This window comes from Streptomyces sp. NBC_01210 (assembly GCF_036010325.1).
In the GTDB taxonomy this organism is placed as follows: domain Bacteria; phylum Actinomycetota; class Actinomycetes; order Streptomycetales; family Streptomycetaceae; genus Streptomyces.
Genome location: NZ_CP108549.1, coordinates 7554068 through 7572718, shown reverse-complemented (window position 1 = coordinate 7572718; position 18651 = coordinate 7554068). Strand labels below are relative to the sequence as shown.

Genomic DNA, 18651 nt, shown 5'->3' with positions numbered 1-18651 from the left:
GCGTTGCCGGCGAGAGCGGGGGTCAGGCCGACGGAGGCTGGGCGCTGTCCAGTTCGGCGTTGGCCCGGGCGGTGACAGCGGTCAGTACGCGGCTCGCCGCCGCCAGGTCTTCGGCCGGGAGGTCGCCGTACAGCCGCTCGGTGATTCCGGCGGTGGCGATGCTGATCCGGTCCTGCAGTGCCCGGCCCGCGTCCGTGAGCCGGATACGGGACTCGTCGCCCGGCAGCGTCTCCACCAGCTTCGAGGCCGTCAGGTCGGCGATCGCCGCCAGCGCCGTCGATTCGTCGATCTTCAAGGTGCTTGTCATCCGGAGGACGAGCCGGTCGCGGTCCATGGCCGCGCCGCTGTCCGCGGTGGCGTTGAGCGCCACCACCTGGTGGAACGTGGCGCCGGTGCCGGCCACCAGGCGTTCCAGGACGGCCCGGGTGGCGTAGTGGGCCTGGCCTATGACCTGGCCGTTGAGGGTCGGGGCGGTGGACATGGTTACTCCTCGGTCGGGAAGTCGAGTGGTGTGTCGAGCAGGGTCGCGAGTTCACGGGAGAAGACTTCGGCCCGCCGGCCGTCCAGCCCGCCCAGGGGCGCCATGAGTTGGTCGAGGAGCTGGTGGACGACGGTGATGGCGCGTCGGGTGACCTCGCGCCCATGGGTGGTGAGCGACAACCGGACCGCCCGAGTGTCGGCGGGGTCCGGGGCGCGCTCGATGAGGCCGGCGGCCTCCAGGGTGCGGGCCAGTTTGGAGACATAGAGCGCTTCGAGGCCGGTGTGGTCGGCGAGTTGGCGCTGACTGGGCCGCAGCCCGGACCGCTGCATGCCGAGCAGTGACGCCAGCAGTGAGTACTGCGCGTGCGTCAGACCCAGCGGCGCGACGGCCCGGTCGACGGCCACCCGCCATTTCATCGACAGGCGCCAGACCAGGAAGCCGGGCGTCGGGCTTTCGGATGCAGCATCACTCATGAGTAATACAGTACATAGATACTATGTACATGGCTACTATTTTTCACGCCTCCAGACCAACGGGTCGGCCGCCGATCCCACTCGGCAGCCGACCTGTTGACGTGTGAGCTCGTGGGCAGAGGCGTCAGACAGCGCCGTCGGCGTCGGCCGACGGGCGGCCGGCGTCGAACGGGGCCTCGGGATCGTCGGGCTCGGTCTTGGCGGAGCGTCCGTGCTCCTCCGGTTCGGCGGAGCGGGCGGCTTCGGCGCGGAGCATGGCGTTGAGTGCTGCGAAGGGGTCGATGGGCATGGCTGTGCACCTCACGGTGTGCTGTGGCTGATGGGGGCTCGGCGAAGACCGGGCTCGTCAGCAGCGCAGGACCACACAACGCTCGGTGCGCGGAGGAAGCGGCGGTTTTGTCGACTGGCGTGTGCGGGGACGGTACGGGGCGGGGCCGGCGGTGCCCGGACGCTGCCGGAGCCGGGTCTCCGGCGGGGCCGGCGACACCGGGCGGAAGGCCCGGCGGCCCGGCGCCGGCTGTTCCGTGTCGGCCTCGTCCTGGTGGCTCTCTCCCACGGGCTCGGCAGGCGCCGAGGCCACGGTCTCCATGGCCCCGGCCGGAGCGGCGGAGGACTGGATCACGCTCAGCAGGGCCAGGAACAGCATCAGCAGCAGGGCGGCACGGCGGGACGCGGCAACGGGCGTGGGCTGCTGCATGAGGCACGACCTCCTGGACATGCCTCCACTTCCCAGGAACCGCCCCGTTCTTCCCCGGCAGGCGCGAGATCCGCTCTACCGGGGTACGCGTATTACGCCGAATTCACGGAGGCGTGCGGCGTGATCACCGTGACGCCCGTTCCGGACGCGCCGCCCAGGGCAACGAGCGCCGCCGGTACGTCGTCGAGGCCGATCTCCGTTGTCACCAGCAGATCCGGTCGCAGTGCGCCGGAGGCAACCATCGCCATCATTTCCGGGTAGGCATGCGCGGCCATGCCATGGCTGCCGAGGATCTCCAGCTCCAGCGGAACGACCCGGTCCATCGGCAGGTGGACACCGTCGGGCAGCAGTCCGACCTGCACATGCCGGCCCTGGCGGCGCAGGCTCTGTACAGAGTTCACGCAGGTCACCGGCGCGCCCAGGGCGTCGAGCGAGAGATGGGCGCCGCCGCGGGTCGCCTCGTGGACCGCATCGGCGACGCTACCGGTCAGCGTGGAGGCGTCCACGCACACGGTCGCGCCGAACGTCCTGGCCAGCTCCAGCGCTCCGGGCGAGACATCGACGGCGACGACTCCGGCCCCGCACGCCGCGGCGATCATCACCGCGGAAAGGCCCACCCCGCCGCAGCCGTGCACCGCAACCCACTCCCCCGGCCGCACTCTGCCCTGCCCGACCACGGCGCGGAAGGCGGTGGCGAACCGGCAGCCCAGGCTCGCGGCCGTGACGAACGACATCGTGTCGGGAAGGGCCACCAGGTTGGTGTCGGCGTGGTGCACCGGGACGTACTCGGCGAAGGAACCCCAGTGGGTGAATCCGGGCTGCTCCTGGCGCTCGCACACCTGCTGGGCGCCGCGCGCGCAGGCGGCGCATCGGCCGCAGGCGCAGATGAAGGGCATCGTGACCCGGTCGCCGGGCCGCCAGTTGACGACGTCCGCGCCGACCGACTCGATCACGCCGGCCAGTTCATGACCGGGTACGTGCGGGAGGGTGACGTCGGAGTCGTGGCCCATCCAGCCGTGCCAGTCGCTGCGGCAGAGACCCGTCGCCTCGACCCGGATGACCGCGCCGTCGTGGGGCGGTACGGGGTCGGGAACCTCCCGTACCTCGAGCGGCTTGCCGAACTCTTCGAACATCACAGCACGCAAAAGGCACTCCCTGGTCCGCCGGATCTTCCGTCGCCTCAACGTATCCGGGACACCTGGCCCCACGGAAGGAAAACCCCCTGGTCCTCCTGCTCCCCGGACCTCCTGGTCCACCCGCCCCCCGGCTCAGGCTGCTCGGTCCGGCGGGGAAGCCTCGGCAGGACCGATCGGCACCTGCGGTCCCGCGCACTCGCGCAGCCAGCGCCTCAGTACCCGGTGCACCCGTTCCGCGCCGACCAGTTCCGCGCCGTCCGCGACAGGCGCCGACAGATCGACCGGCGACAGCAGGAAGGGCTGGGCCTGTTCACCGCCGAGCCCGCCGTGCGAGCCGATCTGCTCCTCGAAGGCGTGCACCGTGCCCGCCTCCGGGTCGTGCATCGAGTTGACCATGATGTCGGCGACATGCGGGAAGGAGTCGCTGCGGCGTACGGCGTCGGCCGCGCCCCTGCCGAAGACGGCCAGCGGACCGCTGTCCGCCAGCTCGGTGACCGGCACCTCCACACCGCCGGGGCCCAGCACCACTGAGCCGTGCTCCTCGCTGCGTACCAGCAGGAACCCGATGCCGGGATGGTTGGCGAGCGTACTGAGCAGTGCGGGATGGCGGTGCTCGATCTGCTCGCGGCTGAGGCGTTCCGCCGTATCGGGGAAGGAAATCAACGCGAGATTCCCGGAGGCCAGCACGATCGGATCCGGGCCGGGCGCCGGATGTTCGTCGGCTTCCTCCGCCACCCGCCGGTGGAGCGCGCTGCGCAGGGCGTCACCGGCGGCGTCGCGCGCCTCAGCGCCGCGCTTGGAGCGTTCCGCCCGACGCGAGACCGGCAGTCCGCACCCGGCCCGCACCAGGTCCTTGAGGGAGAGTCCGTACGCGCCCTCGAAGGTCTCGCCCGGGCTCTGGCCGTGGTCGGACAGCAACACGATCCGGTAGCCGCGCGGCGTGTGCTCGGCGACCTTGGCGATCATCGCGAGCGAACGGTCGAGGCGCTCGAGCACCATCGAAGCGTCCCGGCTGTGCGGTCCGGAGTGGTGTGCCACTTCGTCGTAGGCGACGAGGTCGGCGTAGACGGCGTTACGTCCGGCGAGCATGTCCCCTATCACCGCGGCCACCACCACATCCCGCTCGACAACGGTCGCGAACGCCCGGATGAGGGGGTAGAGCCCGCCCCGTTTGATCCGCGGCCGGTCGCCGCGCAGCCGCGCCGGCGTCGACTGGCCGATCTCGCGGGCGACTTCGGCGACGAAGGACATGGCAGTACGGACGGCGTTGGCGGGATCGGAGAAGTATGCGAAGTAGCCGGCCCGGGAACGGGTGGCCCGGCCGCGCCTGGCGGCCACCGACAGAACGAGGGCGACCTGTTCGGCTCCGCCGCTGAAGAGATTGCCGCGGCTGGCGCCGTCGACGGTGAGCAGCCCCCCTTCGCCGGTGCGCTGGATGGCGCGGCGCTGCAGTTCGGCGGCGCTCGCGGGCCGGTTGCAGACCAGGACCCGGCCGCTGTCCTTCTCGTACCAGCGGAAGGCGGGCACATCGTGGTTGGAGCCGTGCAGGATACCGAGCTGGCTGGCGCCGGTCTGGCTGGACCAGTCGGTGCGCCAGGGCGTGAGCCGGTGGCTCTCGTCCATCCAGGCGGCGACGGTTGGCATCACACCGTCCTTGGCCGCGCGTCGCAGTACCTCGTGCCCGACGCCGTCGAGCTGCAGGAAAACCGTGCCGGGGGTACCCGCGCGGCCACCGTCCACGCCGCGCCGTCGCCGACGGCGGTCGGCGAGCCGGGAGAGCCTGCGGCGGTAGGCGTCGTCGTCCCGGACGGCGAGCGCGGTGGAGGTCGCCGATGCGACGGCGGACATCACAGCGGCGACGACCACGGCGGTATCCAGGTCGGCCGCGCCGCGTCCGTCGGGGATCAGCCAGAGGGCGATCAGCAGCAGTGAACCGTTGAGGAAAAAGACCAACAGGCCGAGTACCAGGGCGGATACGAGCAGCAGCGCCCGTACGACGACCGGCCAGACCAGCGCGGTCAGCAGACCGAAGGCCCCCGCGCCCCAGGCGGCGGTGACCGCGGTCCTGGTGATGCTGTCACCGTCGTCGGACTGGAGCTGGAAGTCGGGCAGCAGCCCGGCGAGCGCGAGCATCGTCAGCGTGGACACCGCCCACACCACGATCACGCGCAGCAGGGCTCTGCCCGCCGTACGCCATCGCCCTTCGACCACGCCGTCTTCACCTCACCCGTGGAGCAGATCTCCAGCGTGGCACAGCGGCGCGTGGCGATCCGGTGGAGCGGCCGCCGGGCCGTGGGCAGGGCGGTCGGGCGAACGGGAGTCGCGGTCAGCAGCCGTCGTAACCGGCCGTCGGCATCGAGAGCCTGCGGTGGACATTGGCCTTCATCGCCGCGTCGTAGGCGGGCTCGTCCAGGCCCGCGGTCTCCAGCCGTACGCCTCTGCGCCCGCATTCGGCGAAGAAGTCGGGCACCGACGTCAACGCCCGTGACAGCACTCGCTCGTTGGGGGCGACGAAGAGGTCCACCTGGCCCGCCTCGACATCGGACCAGAGTCCGCTGTGGTCGGGCCGCAGACCGTAGAAGAGCAGGTGACAGGTGACGATATAGCCCTTGTCGGCCGCCCAGCGGGCGCACATCGCGTGCTGACTGCGGGTGTCGACCAGGAAAGGGTCGCGGTCCAGCTCCTCGAGAGGGGTCAGGCTGGCGATCGCCGCCACTCGTACGCCGTCCATCGTCCCCCTGTGCTCGCTGTCCCGCCGACCCTACTCCGATCGTCCCCGCCCGAGGAGGCGCGCACCGGCGCGCTCAGCCCGCAGGACGCCCTAGGCTCGTACGGGAACGGGGAGAGGGAGCAGGGAGCGGGAACGAGGAGGTGCTGCGTGCCGGTGGAGGTCACCTGGTGGGGTCATGCCACCTGCACGATCGAGGACTCCGGGGTCCGGGTGCTGACCGACCCGCTGTTCGTGCGACGGCTCGCGCATTTGCGCCGAAGGCGCGGTGAGCTGCCGCCGGCCGAGGCCGCGGTCGCCGAGGCGGTCCTCGTCTCCCATCTGCACGCCGACCATCTCCATCTGCCGTCGCTCGCCCGGCTCGCGCCCGGTACCCGGCTGCTGCTGCCGAGCGGTGCGCGCCGCTCCGTGCCCGGGCTGAAGCGGCTGACGAGCGCGGCCGGGCTACGGGTCACGGAGGTGGCGCCGGGCGACGAGGTCAGCGTCGACGAGCTGCGGGTGCGGGCCGTGCCCGCGCTGCACGACGGGCGGCGGCTGCCGCTGGGGCCGCACCGTTCGCCCGCGCTCGGCTATGTGATCAGCGGTGAGACGCGTACGTACTTCGCCGGGGACACCGGGCTCTTCGACTCGATGGCCGAGGAGGTCGGCCCGGTCGATGTGGCGCTGCTGCCGGTCGGCGGCTGGGGGCCGTATCTCGGGCGTGGGCATCTGGACGCGGTCCGGGCCGCGCAGGCGCTCGCCGCACTCGCACCGCGCGCGGCCGTGCCGGTGCACTTCGGCACCTACTGGCCGATCGGGATGGACGGGATCCGGCCTCATGAATTTTACGCGCCGGGCGAGGAGTTCGTACGGAGAGCGGCGCGGCTGGCTCCGCAGGTGGCGGTGCATCTGCTGGGGCACGGCGAGCGGGTCAGACCGGAGGCCGCCCGGTGAGTTCGGAGTTGTCGCGGACCCTCGGGCAGCTCTCGGAGGTGGTGGGGAGGCTGCCACCGGAGTCGACGCAGCAGGCAGTCGGCTATCCGTCGCTGTTTCTGCTGGTGGCGCTGGGTGCGCTGGTGCCGGTGGTGCCGACGGGAGCGGTGGTGAGTTCGGCCGCGGTGGTGGCCTTCCATCAGACGACTCCGTTCTCGCTGCTGTTCGTCTTCCTGGTGGCGTCGTCCGCCGCGTTCCTCGGGGATGTCGGGCTGTACTGGCTCGGGCAGCGCGGGACCCGGTCCAGGAACGGTTCGCGCTGGCTGGCGGCGCTGCGCGACCGGGCCGCGCCCGACCGTATCGAGCAGGCGCAGCGCAAGCTGGACGAGCACGGGGTGATGGTGCTGGTGCTCTCCCGGCTGGTGCCCGCAGGGCGGATACCGGTGATGCTGGCGTGTCTGCTCAGCGGGATGCCGCTGCGCCGGTTCGTGCGCGGGGACATCCCTGCGTGTCTCGCCTGGGCGGCGACGTATCAGCTGATCGGGATCCTGGGCGCTTCGCTCTTCGACGAGCCGTGGAAGGGCGTGGTCGTCGCGGTGGCGCTGACGGTGGCGATCAGCGGGGCGCCGGCGCTGTGGCGCTGGGTGCGGCGGGCGCGGCGGTCCGGCTCGTCCGGCTCGTCCGGCTCGTCCGGCTCATCCGGCTCATCCGGCTCGTCCGATTCACCGGGCCGGAATTCACCGGGCCCATCCGATTCACCCGGCCATGATTCACCCGGCCATGATTCACCCGGCTCATCCGGTCAGCACGCGTGAGCCGCCGACCGGCAGGTCCCACAGCTGTCCGCGCGGCCGGCCGGTGCGTTCCCAGGCAGCCCGCACTCGGGTGAGCGGCTCAAGCACCGGCTCCGCGGAGAGCACAAACGTCGCCCAGTGCATCGGTGCCATGTTCCGCGCGCCGAGGTCCTCGAACGCGCGCACGGCCTCCTCCGGATCGGTGTGTACGTCACTGAGCCACCAGCGCGGGTCGTAGGCGCCGATCGGCAGCAGCGCCAGATCGAGGTCCGGGTGACGGAGGCCGATCTCCTTGAACCAGTGGCCGTAGCCGGTGTCGCCCGCGAAGTACACCGACTGACCGTGCTGGTCCGCCAGCACCCAGCCGCCCCACAGGGAGCGGCAGGTGTCGGTGAGGGTGCGCTTGGACCAGTGGTGGGCCGGTACGAAGTCGAAGCGGACACCCTTGAACTCCGCGCCCTCCCACCAGTCGAGTTCCGTCACCCGGGTGAAGCGGCGGCGCCGGAACCAGCGCCCGAGGCCGGCCGGGACGAAGAGCGGGGTGCGGCGCGGAAGTCTTTTCAGGGTGGGGGCGTCCAGATGGTCGAAGTGGTTGTGGCTGATGACCACGGCGTCGACGGGGGGCACATCCTCCCAGCGCACCCCGATGGGCGTGATCCGGACCGGAGTGCCGAGGATCCGGCGCGACCAGACGGGGTCGGTGAGCACGGTGAGCCCGCCGATGCTCAGCACCCAACTGGCGTGTCCCGCCCAGGTGACGGCGACGGTCGCGGTGTCCACTGCGGGCAGCGGTTCCGGCGCGAACGGCAGCAGCGGAATGTCCTGGAGCCCGTCGGGGCCGGGGCGTACGGCGCCCTCCCTGGCCAGGCGGGCCATGGCGCGTACGCCGGGGAGCGGAGCGGTGAGGCGGTCGGCGAAGGATCGGGGCCAGTGGCGGATCTCGCCGAGGGGGCGGGTGAGGGGGCGGGGCCGTACACCTCCGGCGGTGCCATGGGAGGGGCGCGCGGCTGCGGTGCGTCCCGCCGCACCCGGCACTCCGGCCACGCCCGCCGCTTCCTCTGTACCCGCAGCTTCTTCTGTACCTGCCGTACCCGCCGCACCTGCCGTACCCGCTTGCCCTGCGTGCCCTGTCTGGCCTGCCTGTCCCGAGTGCTCCGCCTGCTCCGTCTGTTCCGCCATCCGGGGCTCCGTTCAACGCAGTTCGTCGAAGGCCGTTCCAAAAATCCTCAACGCCTCGGCCATATGCGGCAATTCCAGAGGTGCCGGAGAGGTGAGGGATTCCAGGCGCTGCTCGGGAGTCGCTCCCAGCAACGGCCCGGTGGCCAGCCGTACGCGCAGCGCGCCCAGCTCGTCGCCGAATCGGTGGCCGCCGGGCACGGGGGTCCCGAGGCGGTCGGTCAGATACTCCTCGAGCTCCATGGAGTCGCTCACGCCCCGTTCGGCGAGACGGGCGCGCAGCGGTCCGAGGTCGGCATACAGATGGCGGCCCGCCTGCGGCGGTCGGGCCAGCGCGCCGGCGGCGAGCACCGCGTGGTGCGCCGCGGCCGCCACACGCGCGTGCAGCTCGGCGGCCTGATCCGTCCTGGCCGTGACCGCTCCGGGCTCGCCGAGTGCGTGGGCGGCGGCGGCCGCGACGGGTGCCGACACCACCGCGCCGAGGGCGGTGAGGATGTCGAGCGTCCTCGCCCGGCGGACGGTCCCTCGCTCGGTGGACGGGAACCGGGCGACGGCGACCGGCCAGGAGGCGGGGGTGAGCGCGCCGGCCAGATCACTGATGACGGTCACGTCCTCGGGGAACATCTCGGCCGGGCTGAGCAGCACCGTCTCCTGCGGCCGGTGCAGCGTGTCCCGCCAGGTCTCGTCGCTGATGATGTGCAGCCCCTCGCCGACCGCGGCCTCACAGGCCTCGCTCACGGTCTCGGGCGGCGCGACGGTCGCGGTGGGGTCGTCGACGACGGAGAGCAGCAGCAGCCGGGGCACACCGCCCTCGGCGCGCACTCTGCGTACGGTCTCGAGGAGCGCGAACGGATCCGGCACACCACCGCACTCCGCCGGGGTCGGCACATGGTAGGCGGGCCGTCCCAACAGCCGCGCCTGCGGAGTCCACCAGGCGGGGCACGGACGGGGCATCAGCACATCTCCGCCGTACGCACCGATCAGTGCGAACAGCAGCGGCTGCGGGCCGGACGCGGCGGCCACCTCGTCGGGCCGGCTGCGCAGACCACGCCGCCACCAGTAGCCGCAGGCAGCCTCGCGCAGCTCGAAACCGCCGCCGGGCGGCTCACCGTGGGCACGGCCCGCGGCGGACGCGAGCACGGTGGCGAGCTCGGGCAGCACGGGCAGTCCCGGCTCGGGCGCGGGCGGACCGTAACGGACGGGGCCGCGGCCTTCCGGAGCGGTCCGCTGCATGCCGTCACCTCCGCTGCTCGGATCCCGGAACCTCCGCCCGGCCCACGAGCCCTTTATACGGAGGTTTGGGTGAGCCCGCCGCGCGGGAGCGGCGGGGTTCGCGAACGGCGGGCGGAGGCAGCCCCTTCTCCCCCGGCCCGGGCACTGCCGCGGCCGAAGGTCCCCGTTTGGTCCCCGCCCCGAGTGGCGGCCGGGTGCACGGGGTACCCGCGATGCATGTCAGACGCTTACGCACACGGAAATCCGCAGGTCCGCGCACGGGTCTCGGCGCTGCTCAGTGGCTGGGACCGACAGATCCTGCACACCGTCGCCGCCCGGCGATGGCCCGGCGCCGAGCCGGTGCTGCCGCGGCTGAGCCGCAGCGCCAACCACGGGCTGCTGTGGTTCGGCATGGCCGCCGGGATGGTGGCACTGGGGCGCGGGGTGCGCTCGCGCCGGGCCGCCGCACGCGGTGTCGCGTCCCTCGCACTCGCCTCCGCCACCATCAACACCATTGGCAAGCGCTCGGTGCGCAGGGCGCGGCCGCTGCTCGACACGGTGCCGGTGATACGGCGACTGAAGCGGCAGCCGTTCACATCGTCCTTCCCTTCCGGGCACGCCGCGTCGGCGGCGGCTTTCGCGACCGGTGTCGCGCTGGAGTCGAAGACCTGGGGTGCGATCGTCGCACCGGTGGCCGCCTCGGTCGCCTTCTCGCGCGTCTACACGGGCGTGCACCATCCGAGCGATGTGCTGGTGGGCGCGGCGCTGGGCGTGGGCGCGGCGTTCGCGGTACGCGGGGTCGTGCCGACCAGGTCGCAGCTGCCCGCGCCGGGCCGTCCGCATACCTCAGCGCCCGCCCTGCCCGGCGGCCAGGAGCTCGTGGTCGTGGTCAACCGGCAGGCGGGCACGGCGGACTCCGCCGCTCTGGTGCGTCGGGCGCTGCCGCTCGCGGAGGTGGTGGAGTGCGCTCCGGACGAGCTGTCGGCGGAGCTGGAGAAGGCGGCGGCCCGCGGCCGGGCGCTGGGCATCCTCGGCGGTGACGGAACGATCAACCGGGCGGCTGCCGTCGCCGTCGCGCACGGCATCCCGCTCGCCGTCTTCCCCGGCGGCACGTTCAACCACTTCGCGTACGACCTGGGCATCGAGTCGGTCGATGACACCTGCCGGGCCCTCGTCGGCGGCGAGGCCGTCCGGGTCGATCTGGGGCGCTTCACACCGGGACCGGCAGACGACAAGAAGCCGGGCTTCTTCCTCAACACCTTCAGCCTGGGCGTCTATCCGGAGCTGGTGCGGATCCGCGACCGCTGGTCGCCGCGCATCGGCGGCTGGCCGGCCGGTGTACTGGCGGCGGCGCTGGTGCTGCGCGGCGAACACCCGCTGGAGGCCAGGGTCCAGGGCCGACGCCGCCCCATGTGGCTGCTGTTCGCCGGGAACGGCATCTACCAGCGGGTGGGGCCGACGCCCGGCCATCGCCAGGATCTGGCGGACGGCCTGCTGGATGTCCGGGTGGTGCACGGCGGCAGGTGGCCGGGGCTGCGGCTGTTGGCCGCGGCTCTCGCAGGGCCGCTGAGCCGCTCGCCGGTGCACGCGGCGCAGCAGTTGCGGCAGCTGCGGATCGACGGGCTGGCACCGGGGACCCCGATGGCGTATGACGGTGAAGTGACCGAAGCCCCGAGTGAGTTGCTGGTGGACAAGGCCGTTCAAGTGCTCACGGTCTACCGTCCGCAGGCCCTGCTCTGACGGGGGAGGTCCCGCGCCGGCACGCCCCGAGAATTGCTGTCGCCCCCGCAGCGTTCGCGCTGGGCAGCGTCAGACAGGCGTCGCCGGGCAGCGGGGTGCGTGCGCCGCCGGGGAGGAGCACGGCGATGTCGACGAGGCCGAAGCGGTCCTTGATGGCTCCGGCCGTTGCCAGGCTGTCCATATAGCAAGATACGGGTCTCGCCATGCGGAACAACGGCGTACCGTGGCCGTACTCGCCTCAGGAGAAGGAGTTCGGCCATGTCGAAGGAGACCGCCGTCTACACCCATGGGCACCACGAGTCGGTGCTGCGCTCGCACCGCTGGCGGACCGCCGCCAACTCCGCGGCGTATCTCATCGGTGAACTCCGCCCGGGCCTGGATCTGTTGGACGTGGGCTGCGGACCCGGCACCATCACCGCCGATCTGGCCGAGCTGGTCGCGCCGGGGCGGGTGACGGCGGTCGACGCCGCCGAGGAGGTACTGCACCAGGCACGTGAGACCGCCGTCGGACGCGGCCTCGCCCAGGTGCGCTTCGCGGTCGCCGATGTCCACGCACTGGACTTCCCCGACGACTCCTTCGATGTCGTCCACGCCCACCAGGTGCTGCAGCACGTCGGCGATCCGGTGCGGGCGCTGCGGGAGATGCGGCGGGTCTGCCGGCCCGGCGGCATCGTCGCGGCACGCGACAGCGACTACGGCGCCTTCACCTGGTTCCCCGAAGTCCCGGCCCTGGACGGGTGGCAGAGCCTGTACCAGCGGGTGGCACGCGCCAACGGCGGTGAGCCGGACGCCGGTCGCAGACTGCTGTCCTGGGCACGCGCCGCGGGCTTCACCGACATCACCGCAACGGCCGCCACGTGGTGTTTCGCCACACCCGAGGAGCGCGCCTGGTGGAGCGGACTGTGGGCGGACCGTACGACCGCGTCGGTGTACGCGAAGCTCGCGGTCGACGGCGGCCATGCCACTGCGGAGCAGCTGGCCGCGATCGCCGGCGCGTGGCGGGAGTGGGGCGGCGAGGACGACGCCTGGTTCATGGTCCCGCACGGCGAAGTACTCTGCCGGGCCTGACGTCCGGCGCGGAGGAAGTGCCGCTGGTCGGAAGGCCGATCAGGCCCGGGCGCGGCTCGGAGTTGGCGCGGCAGCACCGGCCGGCAGGGGCGCGCATGCCTGGGCCTGGGCCGCCTGGGCCTGGACCTGGACCTGGACGTGCACCTGGGCCTGCGCATCCCGCCCACAATCGGGCAATCGATTTCGCGTCCCGTCACCGCGAACTACGCTCGCCCGTATGGAGATCCTCGGAACCACGCTCCGCATCTGCGTCGACGACCTGGAGGCCGCGGTCGCCTTCTACCAACGCCTCACCGGTGCCACACCGCTGCGCTTCGAGCGCGCCGGGGTCTCGGTCGCCGCGGTCGGCTGCTTCCTGCTGATGAGCGGCCCGGAGTCGGAGCTGGAGGTGCTGCGCAAGGTGACGGCGACCATCGCGGTGAAGGACGTGGACGACGCGTACGCCACGCTCACCGAGGTGGGCGCACGGATCATCGCGGGCCCCGTGCCGACGCCGGTGGGCCGCAATCTGATCGCCGTCCACCCCGACGGATCGGTCTTCGAATACGTCGACAGGAAGGCTGCCGAATGAGCGGCCGAAGAACCGGGCGCGCAACCTCGCTCCGAGAGGCCCGGCCGCCACCTCAGCTCCGAGAGACCGCCGATCCGTTGCCGGTTGCCGGAGTGCCCGTGCCCGCGAGCTCTTCCGGGCGCAGCAGAGCGGCGAGCCGGTCGGCCGGGAGCAGCCCTCGCTCCAGCACCAGTTCGGCGACGCCGCGCCCTGTGGCGAGGGCCTCCTTGGCGATAACGGTGGCCGCGGTGTAGCCGATGTGCGGGTTGAGGGCAGTGACGAGCCCGATGGAGTTCTCCACGGTCGCGCGCAGCGTCTCGGTATTGGCGGTGATGCCGGATACACAGCGTTCGGCGAGGGTGAGGCAGGCCGCCCGCAGGTGGGTGATGCTCTCCGACAGCGAATGCAGGATGATCGGTTCGAAGGCGTTGAGCTGCAGCTGCCCCGCCTCGGCGGCCATGGTGATGGTGACGTCGTTGCCGATCACTTCGAAGGCGACCTGATTGACGACCTCGGGGATCACCGGGTTGACCTTGCCGGGCATGATGCTGGAACCCGCCTGGACCGGCGGCAGGTTGATCTCCCCGAGACCCGCGCGCGGGCCGGAGGACAGCAGACGCAGATCGTTGCAGCTCTTGGAGAGCTTGACGGCGATGCGCTTGAGCACGCCGGACAGATGGACGAAGGCGCCGCAGTCCTGGGTGGCCTCGACGAGGTTGGCGGCGGTGACCAACGGCAGGCCGGTGTTGGCCGCGAGGTGTCGGCGGGCGGCTTCGGCGTAGCCCGTGGGGGCGTTGAGGCCGGTGCCGATGGCGGTCGCGCCGAGGTTGATCTCATGGATGAGGAGGACGGCCTCGGCCAGGCGGCTCTGGTCCTCCTCCAGCATCACCGCGTACGCGGAGAACTCCTGGCCCAGGGTCATCGGCACCGCGTCCTGGAGCTGGGTGCGCCCCATCTTGAGGATGTCGCGGAACTCCTCGGACTTGGCGGCGAAGGCCTCGCGCAGGATCGCCATCGCATCGAGCAGCTCATGTACCGCGATGATCGTGGCGACCTTGACGGCGGTCGGGTAGACGTCGTTCGTCGACTGGCTGAGGTTGACGTCCTCGTTCGGATGCAGTCGGCCATAGTCGCCCTTGCCATGGCCCAGGATCTCCAACGCCCGGTTGGCGATCACCTCGTTGGCGTTCATATTGGTCGACGTACCGGCGCCGCCCTGGATCACGTCGACGACGAACTGATCGTGCAGCCGGCCATCGTCCCGGATCTCCCGGCAGGCGGCGGCGATGGCGTCGGCCTTCGCCGAGGTGAGCAGCCCGAGGTCCTCGTTGGCGCGGGCCGCGGCTTCCTTGACGGCGGCGAGTGCGTTGATCAGGTGCGGGTACGCCGCTATCGCCGTACCGGTGATGGGGAAGTTCTCCGTGGCGCGCAGGGTGTGGACTCCCCAGTACGCGTCGGCGGGGATGTCACGGTCGCCGAGCAGGTCGTGTTCGCGGCGGTGGCCGGCAGTCATGGTGGCGGTGTTCCTTCGTGAGGTGGTGAGAGTTCTGTGCCGCGGGCCCTGGGGCCCTAGGCGACGGAGGAGGCAGCCGGAGCGGAGAGGCCGGCCAGCGCGCCCGCCGCCCGCAGGCTCCCGACCGCCACGCCGCCCCCGATGACCGGCGTTTCGGCGAATCCGGCAAGGATCTGCGGGTCGACTCCGCACAGCGCGAGGGCCGCCGCCGTCACAGGCATCCGGGCGCGGTCGGCGCCGTCGGATATCTTCACGCCGACGGCCCGCCCGTCCGGGAGCGCCGCGATCTGCACGCCCTCGAACCCGTCCTTGGCAAGCAGGCCCGGCACCGCGCGCACCAGGCGCGCGACGTCCCGCCCGCTGCCGGAGACCATCTCCGGGTGCTCGCGCATGGCCTGCGCGACCTGGCCCTCCCGGGTGTCGGGCGCGGCAGTCGCCAGCCGGGCGGCGGCCCGGGTGAGGCCGTGCAGCGATACGGAGAACAGCGGCGCGCCGCATCCGTCGACCGTCACCCGGGCGATGCCCTGCCCGGTGAGCTCCTCCACGGTCGCGGCGATCGCCCACTGCAGCGGATGTCCGGGATCGAGGTAGTTCTCCAGACGCCAGCCTCGGGCCCGGGCCGTCATCAGCATCGCGGCATGCTTGCCCGAGCAGTTCTGGGCGAGCCGGCTGGGTCCGAGGCCACGGCTGATCCACTCCTCGCGCACCGCCGTGCCGTACGGCAGATCGGGGACATTGCGCAGGTCGGCCTCGGTCAGCCCGGCGGTGTGCAGGATGCGCAGGGCCGTGGCCAGATGGCGTTCCTCACCGGAGTGGCTGGCAGCGGTGAGAGCCATCGCCTCGGCGTCCAGCGGCGGCAGTCCCGCGCGCAGCAGGCCGACCGCCTGGAGCGGCTTGAGCGCCGAGCGCGGGTAGAAGGCGGCCTCGATGTCGCCCGCACTGAACTCCACACTCCCGTCCGCGGCCAGCACGACGACGGAGCCGTGGTGGACGCCCTCGACGACGCCTCCGCGCACTACGTGGGCGAGCGGGACGTGGGCCGGGGTGCGGACGGCGGGCGGCTCTGAAAGGGTGCGGCGGAACGGGGTGGTGTGGCTCATGCTCAGCTTTCGGTGTTCTCGTTGCTGTTGCGCTCGGTGTTCTTGGGCTCAAGGTTTTTGGGCCCAAGACGCTCGTACGCGCCGCTCTGGTGTGGCGGCCGCACGATGGTCGTCAGCGTCGACTCGACGCGCGCGAGATGGTGCGTCATGGCTTCCACGGCGTCGTGCTCGGAACTGTCGAGCAGCGCCTCGACGATCGCCCGGTGCTCCCGGTTCGACTGCTCGCGCCGGCCGCCGAGCTCGTTGAGGAATGCCGACTGGCGGGCCAGCGCGTCGCGGATCTCCTCGATGACTCTGCGGAAAACCGGGTTCTGGGCCGCACGGGCGACCGCGAGGTGGAAGAGCGTGTCCATCGCCACCCAGGCGGTGGTGTCGGTCTCCTGCTCCATCCGCTCCAGCAGATGAGAGAGGTGGTCGAGGTCTTCGGGGGTACGTCGCAGGGCTGCGTACCCGGCCACCGGGATTTCCACGTGTCGGCGGACCTCGAGGAGGTCGCTGGCCGAGTAGTCGCCGAAGGTGGGGTCCTCCACCGGGCCGTTGGAGAGGACGAAGGTGCCCTTGCCGGTACGCGAGGCCGTGAGCCCCATCGTCTGCAGAGCGCGCAGAGCCTCACGCAGTACGGGCCTGCTCACTTCCAGGCGCCGGCAGAGTTCCGCCTCCGAGGGCAGCTTCTCCCCCACCGCGTAGTCGCCCCGCTCGATGGCGCCGCGCAAGTGCGTCAGCACCGCTTCGAGCGCGCTGATCCGCCTGGGCACATCGCCAGCTGTCTGGCTGTCTGACAGGTTCACCTTGCGATCGTCGACCGCGCAGGGGGGAACTGTCAAGCGGTGTGACGAACCCATGCCGGTCGGATCGGCGCACAGCGTCGCCGGAGCCGGGCAGGCCGGCCTGACACCGCCCGCCCGTCGCCGGCGGACAGGGACTCGGAAGTCGCTGCTCGCCCGAGGCTCCCGACACCCCCGGCGTCCCCCGACGCACCCGACGCACCCGACGCACCCGACGCACCCGACGCACCCGACGCACCCGGGCTAGCTCAGCCGCGGCCGCTGAGGTCGCATCCGGTAGTCGTACGCGTCCGACAGCGGCTCGTCGGTGAGCGCCGACCACACCTCCTCCAGGATCTCCGTGCCCTCGCGCAGGTCCGCCACCTCGAAACCCGCCTCGAAGACGGCGCGAGCCTCGTCCGTACGGCCCTCGGCGATCAGCAGCTGGGCTTCGATCAGGCGGAAGCGGCCGCGCTGCTGCACCGCCGGACGCAGCCGGGACCAGACCGCGCGGGCCTCGGCGGTACGGCGGACGGCGAGCAGTGCGGCGATCGCCTCCCGGCCGAGGGCCGCCGTCGCCGCCGTCCAGGACTCGCCGTCGTCGCGGCGCTCCTCGCAGAGGTCGTCGAAGGCCTCGGCGTAGCGCTCGGCGGCCCGTACAACATTGCCGCCCTCCGAATCGGCAACGGCCAGACAGCGCAGCAACGGCCAGCGGGACGGCGCGAGTCCGAGGCCCCGCTCCCAGCTGCGGACGGCCTGGGCGAGGTCGCCCGCGTGCCACTGGGCAATGCCGAGGTGGTACTCGGTCAGTGGGTCGGCCGGGGCGGTCTCCAGCATGTCGCGCCAGTGCGGTGCGACGAGCGAGGGTCCTGGCGGGGTGACCCTGCGGGGCTCGGGGAAGACGCCGGTACTCAGCAACTCCTGCCAGGGCGCCTGCTCTTCGCCGAGTGTCGACTCCTCGAAGGGCGTGCCGGGCAGCTTGTGCCGTTCCCGCAGCACCTCGAGCGCCCCCCAGCCCGAGCCGGTGGCGAGCGACTCGGTCGGCTGGGCGTCCGCGTAGGGCCGCCATGCCTCGTACGCGGCGTCCACGGCCGCCCGGGGCAGCGCCTCGGACAGCCGGGCCTCCACCTCGGCGCGCGCCGCGCCCCAGTCCTCGCCGTGCACCGTCTCCGGGTCGGTGTCGAGCGGTCCGTACGACTCCAGCCAGCTGAACTCTCCGCCCCCGTCCAGGCGTACGTGCTCCAGCTGGGTGCGGGCGAGTCCGGCCTGGATCTCGGCGTAACCGGTCGTGCCCGGCTCGGTCAGCCACTCCTGCCATCGGCGTCCGCCGCGCCCCGAGCCCCAGAGAAAGAGCTTGCGGCCGCGCAGCGCATCGGTCGAGGTCTGTACGAGCCCCTTCCCAGCAGCGTCGAGCGAGGCGATCCACTTACGGGCCTCGGCCGGCACCTCGTAGAAGTAGTCGGCGGGATACTCGCTGCGCAGCGGATACGTACGGTCCTCGCCCTCGAATTCCGGCACCGGAACCCGGCGCAGGCTGCGCTCGTATCCGAAGTGCCAGGCTTCCTCGGCGGGTGCGAGCACGCGCGTCGTCTCGTGCTCGTCGACGGCGATGTTGGACCACCAGTAGACGGGCGCGGGCCGTTCGTGCGGATTCCGGATCCGTACGCCGACATGGAGGAACTCGGAGTCGGCAGGCAGCCACAGATCAACTTGGAACGGCAGATCGCGCAGCCGCTCCCACTCCCAGAGCCGGACCATCTCACCGCCGTCGGGGGCCGGGACGAGTGCGGCGTGCAGCGGGGCGCAGGAGAGCGTGGTATGGCCGGTGGCGCCGATGTTCCACTCGATGCCGCCGGAGAACCAGGCGCCGTTGAGGGCGAAATCCGCGGGCTGGAACACCGGGTTGCGGTAAAGGAGTTCACGCCCGGTCGGCTTGTGGTGCAGCGAGTGGACACGGCCACCGAGGCCCGGCAGCACAGTGGCCCGCAGCCGTTCGTTCTCGATCACGATCGCGTCGAGGTCCGTCTGCGTGCGCTCACGGCCGTACCCGTCGAGCACCCGCACCGGCAGCAGGGTACGCAGCGGCTCGTATCCGATCTGCCGTGTCATCTCGCGCGGCAGCTCCTGCCCGGCGCGCTCGTCGAGAGAGTGCATCTCGTCCAGCGGCCGCAGGGCGGGCAGCGGGTTCGGCGCCCCGACCGGGGCTGCGGGCAGGGTCAGTACGGTACGCCGCACAGTGGTGGCCAAGGCAACCTCGCTTCACTCGCGCGGGATGCCGGCAGCTCCTGACGGCCGGCACTCCCGACG

At 71.9% G+C, this 18651-nt stretch carries 17 protein-coding genes and 1 pseudogene; 5 read left to right on the top strand and 13 right to left on the bottom strand.

What is annotated here, in order from left to right; genetic code table 11:
• Positions 1-22: 22 nt before the first annotated feature.
• The 7 genes from OG735_RS34110 to OG735_RS34080 form a co-directional block, all read right to left on the bottom strand.
• The gene (locus OG735_RS34110; RefSeq protein ID WP_327326998.1) at positions 23-481 is read right to left on the bottom strand and encodes a hypothetical protein; all 459 of its coding nucleotides are present in this window, start codon (positions 479-481) and stop codon (positions 23-25) included.
• A gap of 2 nt (positions 482-483) precedes the next feature.
• A complete protein-coding gene (locus OG735_RS34105; protein WP_327326997.1) occupies positions 484-954 on the bottom strand; it encodes a MarR family winged helix-turn-helix transcriptional regulator in 471 nt (156 codons plus the stop codon).
• 124 nt (positions 955-1078) lie between these two features.
• Positions 1079-1243 (bottom strand): hypothetical protein, encoded by a 165-nt coding sequence (locus OG735_RS34100; protein ID WP_327326996.1) that lies wholly within the window; start codon positions 1241-1243, stop codon positions 1079-1081.
• Positions 1244-1300: 57 nt separating this feature from the next.
• Positions 1301-1651 (bottom strand): hypothetical protein, encoded by a 351-nt coding sequence (locus OG735_RS34095; RefSeq protein ID WP_327326995.1) that lies wholly within the window; start codon positions 1649-1651, stop codon positions 1301-1303.
• Positions 1652-1743: 92 nt separating this feature from the next.
• Complete coding sequence (locus OG735_RS34090) at positions 1744-2796, bottom strand: zinc-dependent alcohol dehydrogenase family protein (RefSeq protein ID WP_327326994.1); 1053 nt, start codon at positions 2794-2796, stop codon at positions 1744-1746.
• 123 nt (positions 2797-2919) lie between these two features.
• Entirely contained in the window at positions 2920-4998 is a 2079-nt protein-coding gene (locus OG735_RS34085) for a phage holin family protein (RefSeq protein WP_327326993.1), read from the bottom strand.
• Positions 4999-5113: 115 nt separating this feature from the next.
• Positions 5114-5518, bottom strand: coding sequence for a hypothetical protein (locus tag OG735_RS34080; protein ID WP_327326992.1), 405 nt, complete (start codon positions 5516-5518; stop codon positions 5114-5116).
• A 147-nt stretch (positions 5519-5665) separates the two neighbouring features.
• Here OG735_RS34080 and OG735_RS34075 point away from each other — a divergent pair, with 147 nt between their 5' ends.
• Complete coding sequence (locus OG735_RS34075; protein WP_327326991.1) at positions 5666-6448, top strand: MBL fold metallo-hydrolase; 783 nt, start codon at positions 5666-5668, stop codon at positions 6446-6448.
• Positions 6445-7095: pseudogene (locus OG735_RS34070) on the top strand (DedA family protein); the annotation flags it as partial. The gene OG735_RS34075 and the pseudogene OG735_RS34070, both read left to right, overlap by 4 nt.
• A gap of 126 nt (positions 7096-7221) precedes the next feature.
• Here OG735_RS34070 and OG735_RS34065 read toward each other — a convergent pair.
• Positions 7222-8400, bottom strand: coding sequence for an MBL fold metallo-hydrolase (locus OG735_RS34065; RefSeq protein WP_442812537.1), 1179 nt, complete (start codon positions 8398-8400; stop codon positions 7222-7224).
• Between the two features lie 12 nt (positions 8401-8412).
• Positions 8413-9630, bottom strand: a complete 1218-nt coding sequence (locus OG735_RS34060; RefSeq protein ID WP_327326987.1) for an aminotransferase class I/II-fold pyridoxal phosphate-dependent enzyme — start codon at positions 9628-9630, stop codon at positions 8413-8415.
• 216 nt (positions 9631-9846) lie between these two features.
• Between OG735_RS34060 and OG735_RS34055 the strand changes: the two genes are divergently transcribed.
• The 3 genes from OG735_RS34055 to OG735_RS34045 all read left to right on the top strand — a co-directional run bounded on the left by OG735_RS34055 (position 9847) and on the right by OG735_RS34045 (position 12988).
• Positions 9847-11349: a bifunctional phosphatase PAP2/diacylglycerol kinase family protein gene (locus OG735_RS34055; protein ID WP_327326986.1), complete on the top strand. Its 1503-nt coding sequence runs from the start codon at positions 9847-9849 to the stop codon at positions 11347-11349.
• 258 nt (positions 11350-11607) lie between these two features.
• Positions 11608-12417, top strand: a complete 810-nt coding sequence (locus OG735_RS34050) for a methyltransferase domain-containing protein (RefSeq protein WP_327326985.1) — start codon at positions 11608-11610, stop codon at positions 12415-12417.
• A gap of 217 nt (positions 12418-12634) precedes the next feature.
• Entirely contained in the window at positions 12635-12988 is a 354-nt protein-coding gene (locus OG735_RS34045; RefSeq protein WP_327326984.1) for a VOC family protein, read from the top strand.
• A gap of 52 nt (positions 12989-13040) precedes the next feature.
• On the opposite strand, the gene aspA is transcribed toward OG735_RS34045, so the two are convergent.
• The 4 genes from aspA to OG735_RS34025 all read right to left on the bottom strand — a co-directional run bounded on the left by aspA (position 13041) and on the right by OG735_RS34025 (position 18591).
• Positions 13041-14480, bottom strand: coding sequence for an aspartate ammonia-lyase (aspA, locus tag OG735_RS34040; protein ID WP_327326983.1), 1440 nt, complete (start codon positions 14478-14480; stop codon positions 13041-13043).
• Positions 14481-14536: 56 nt separating this feature from the next.
• Positions 14537-15580, bottom strand: coding sequence for an asparaginase (locus tag OG735_RS34035; RefSeq protein ID WP_327326982.1), 1044 nt, complete (start codon positions 15578-15580; stop codon positions 14537-14539).
• A gap of 2 nt (positions 15581-15582) precedes the next feature.
• Positions 15583-16368 carry a FadR/GntR family transcriptional regulator gene (locus tag OG735_RS34030; protein WP_327326981.1) on the bottom strand — a complete coding sequence of 262 codons (786 nt, stop codon included), beginning with the start codon at positions 16366-16368 and terminating at the stop codon, positions 15583-15585.
• Between the two features lie 240 nt (positions 16369-16608).
• Entirely contained in the window at positions 16609-18591 is a 1983-nt protein-coding gene (locus OG735_RS34025) for a DUF5107 domain-containing protein (RefSeq protein WP_327326980.1), read from the bottom strand.
• Between the last annotated feature and the right edge of the window lie 60 nt (positions 18592-18651).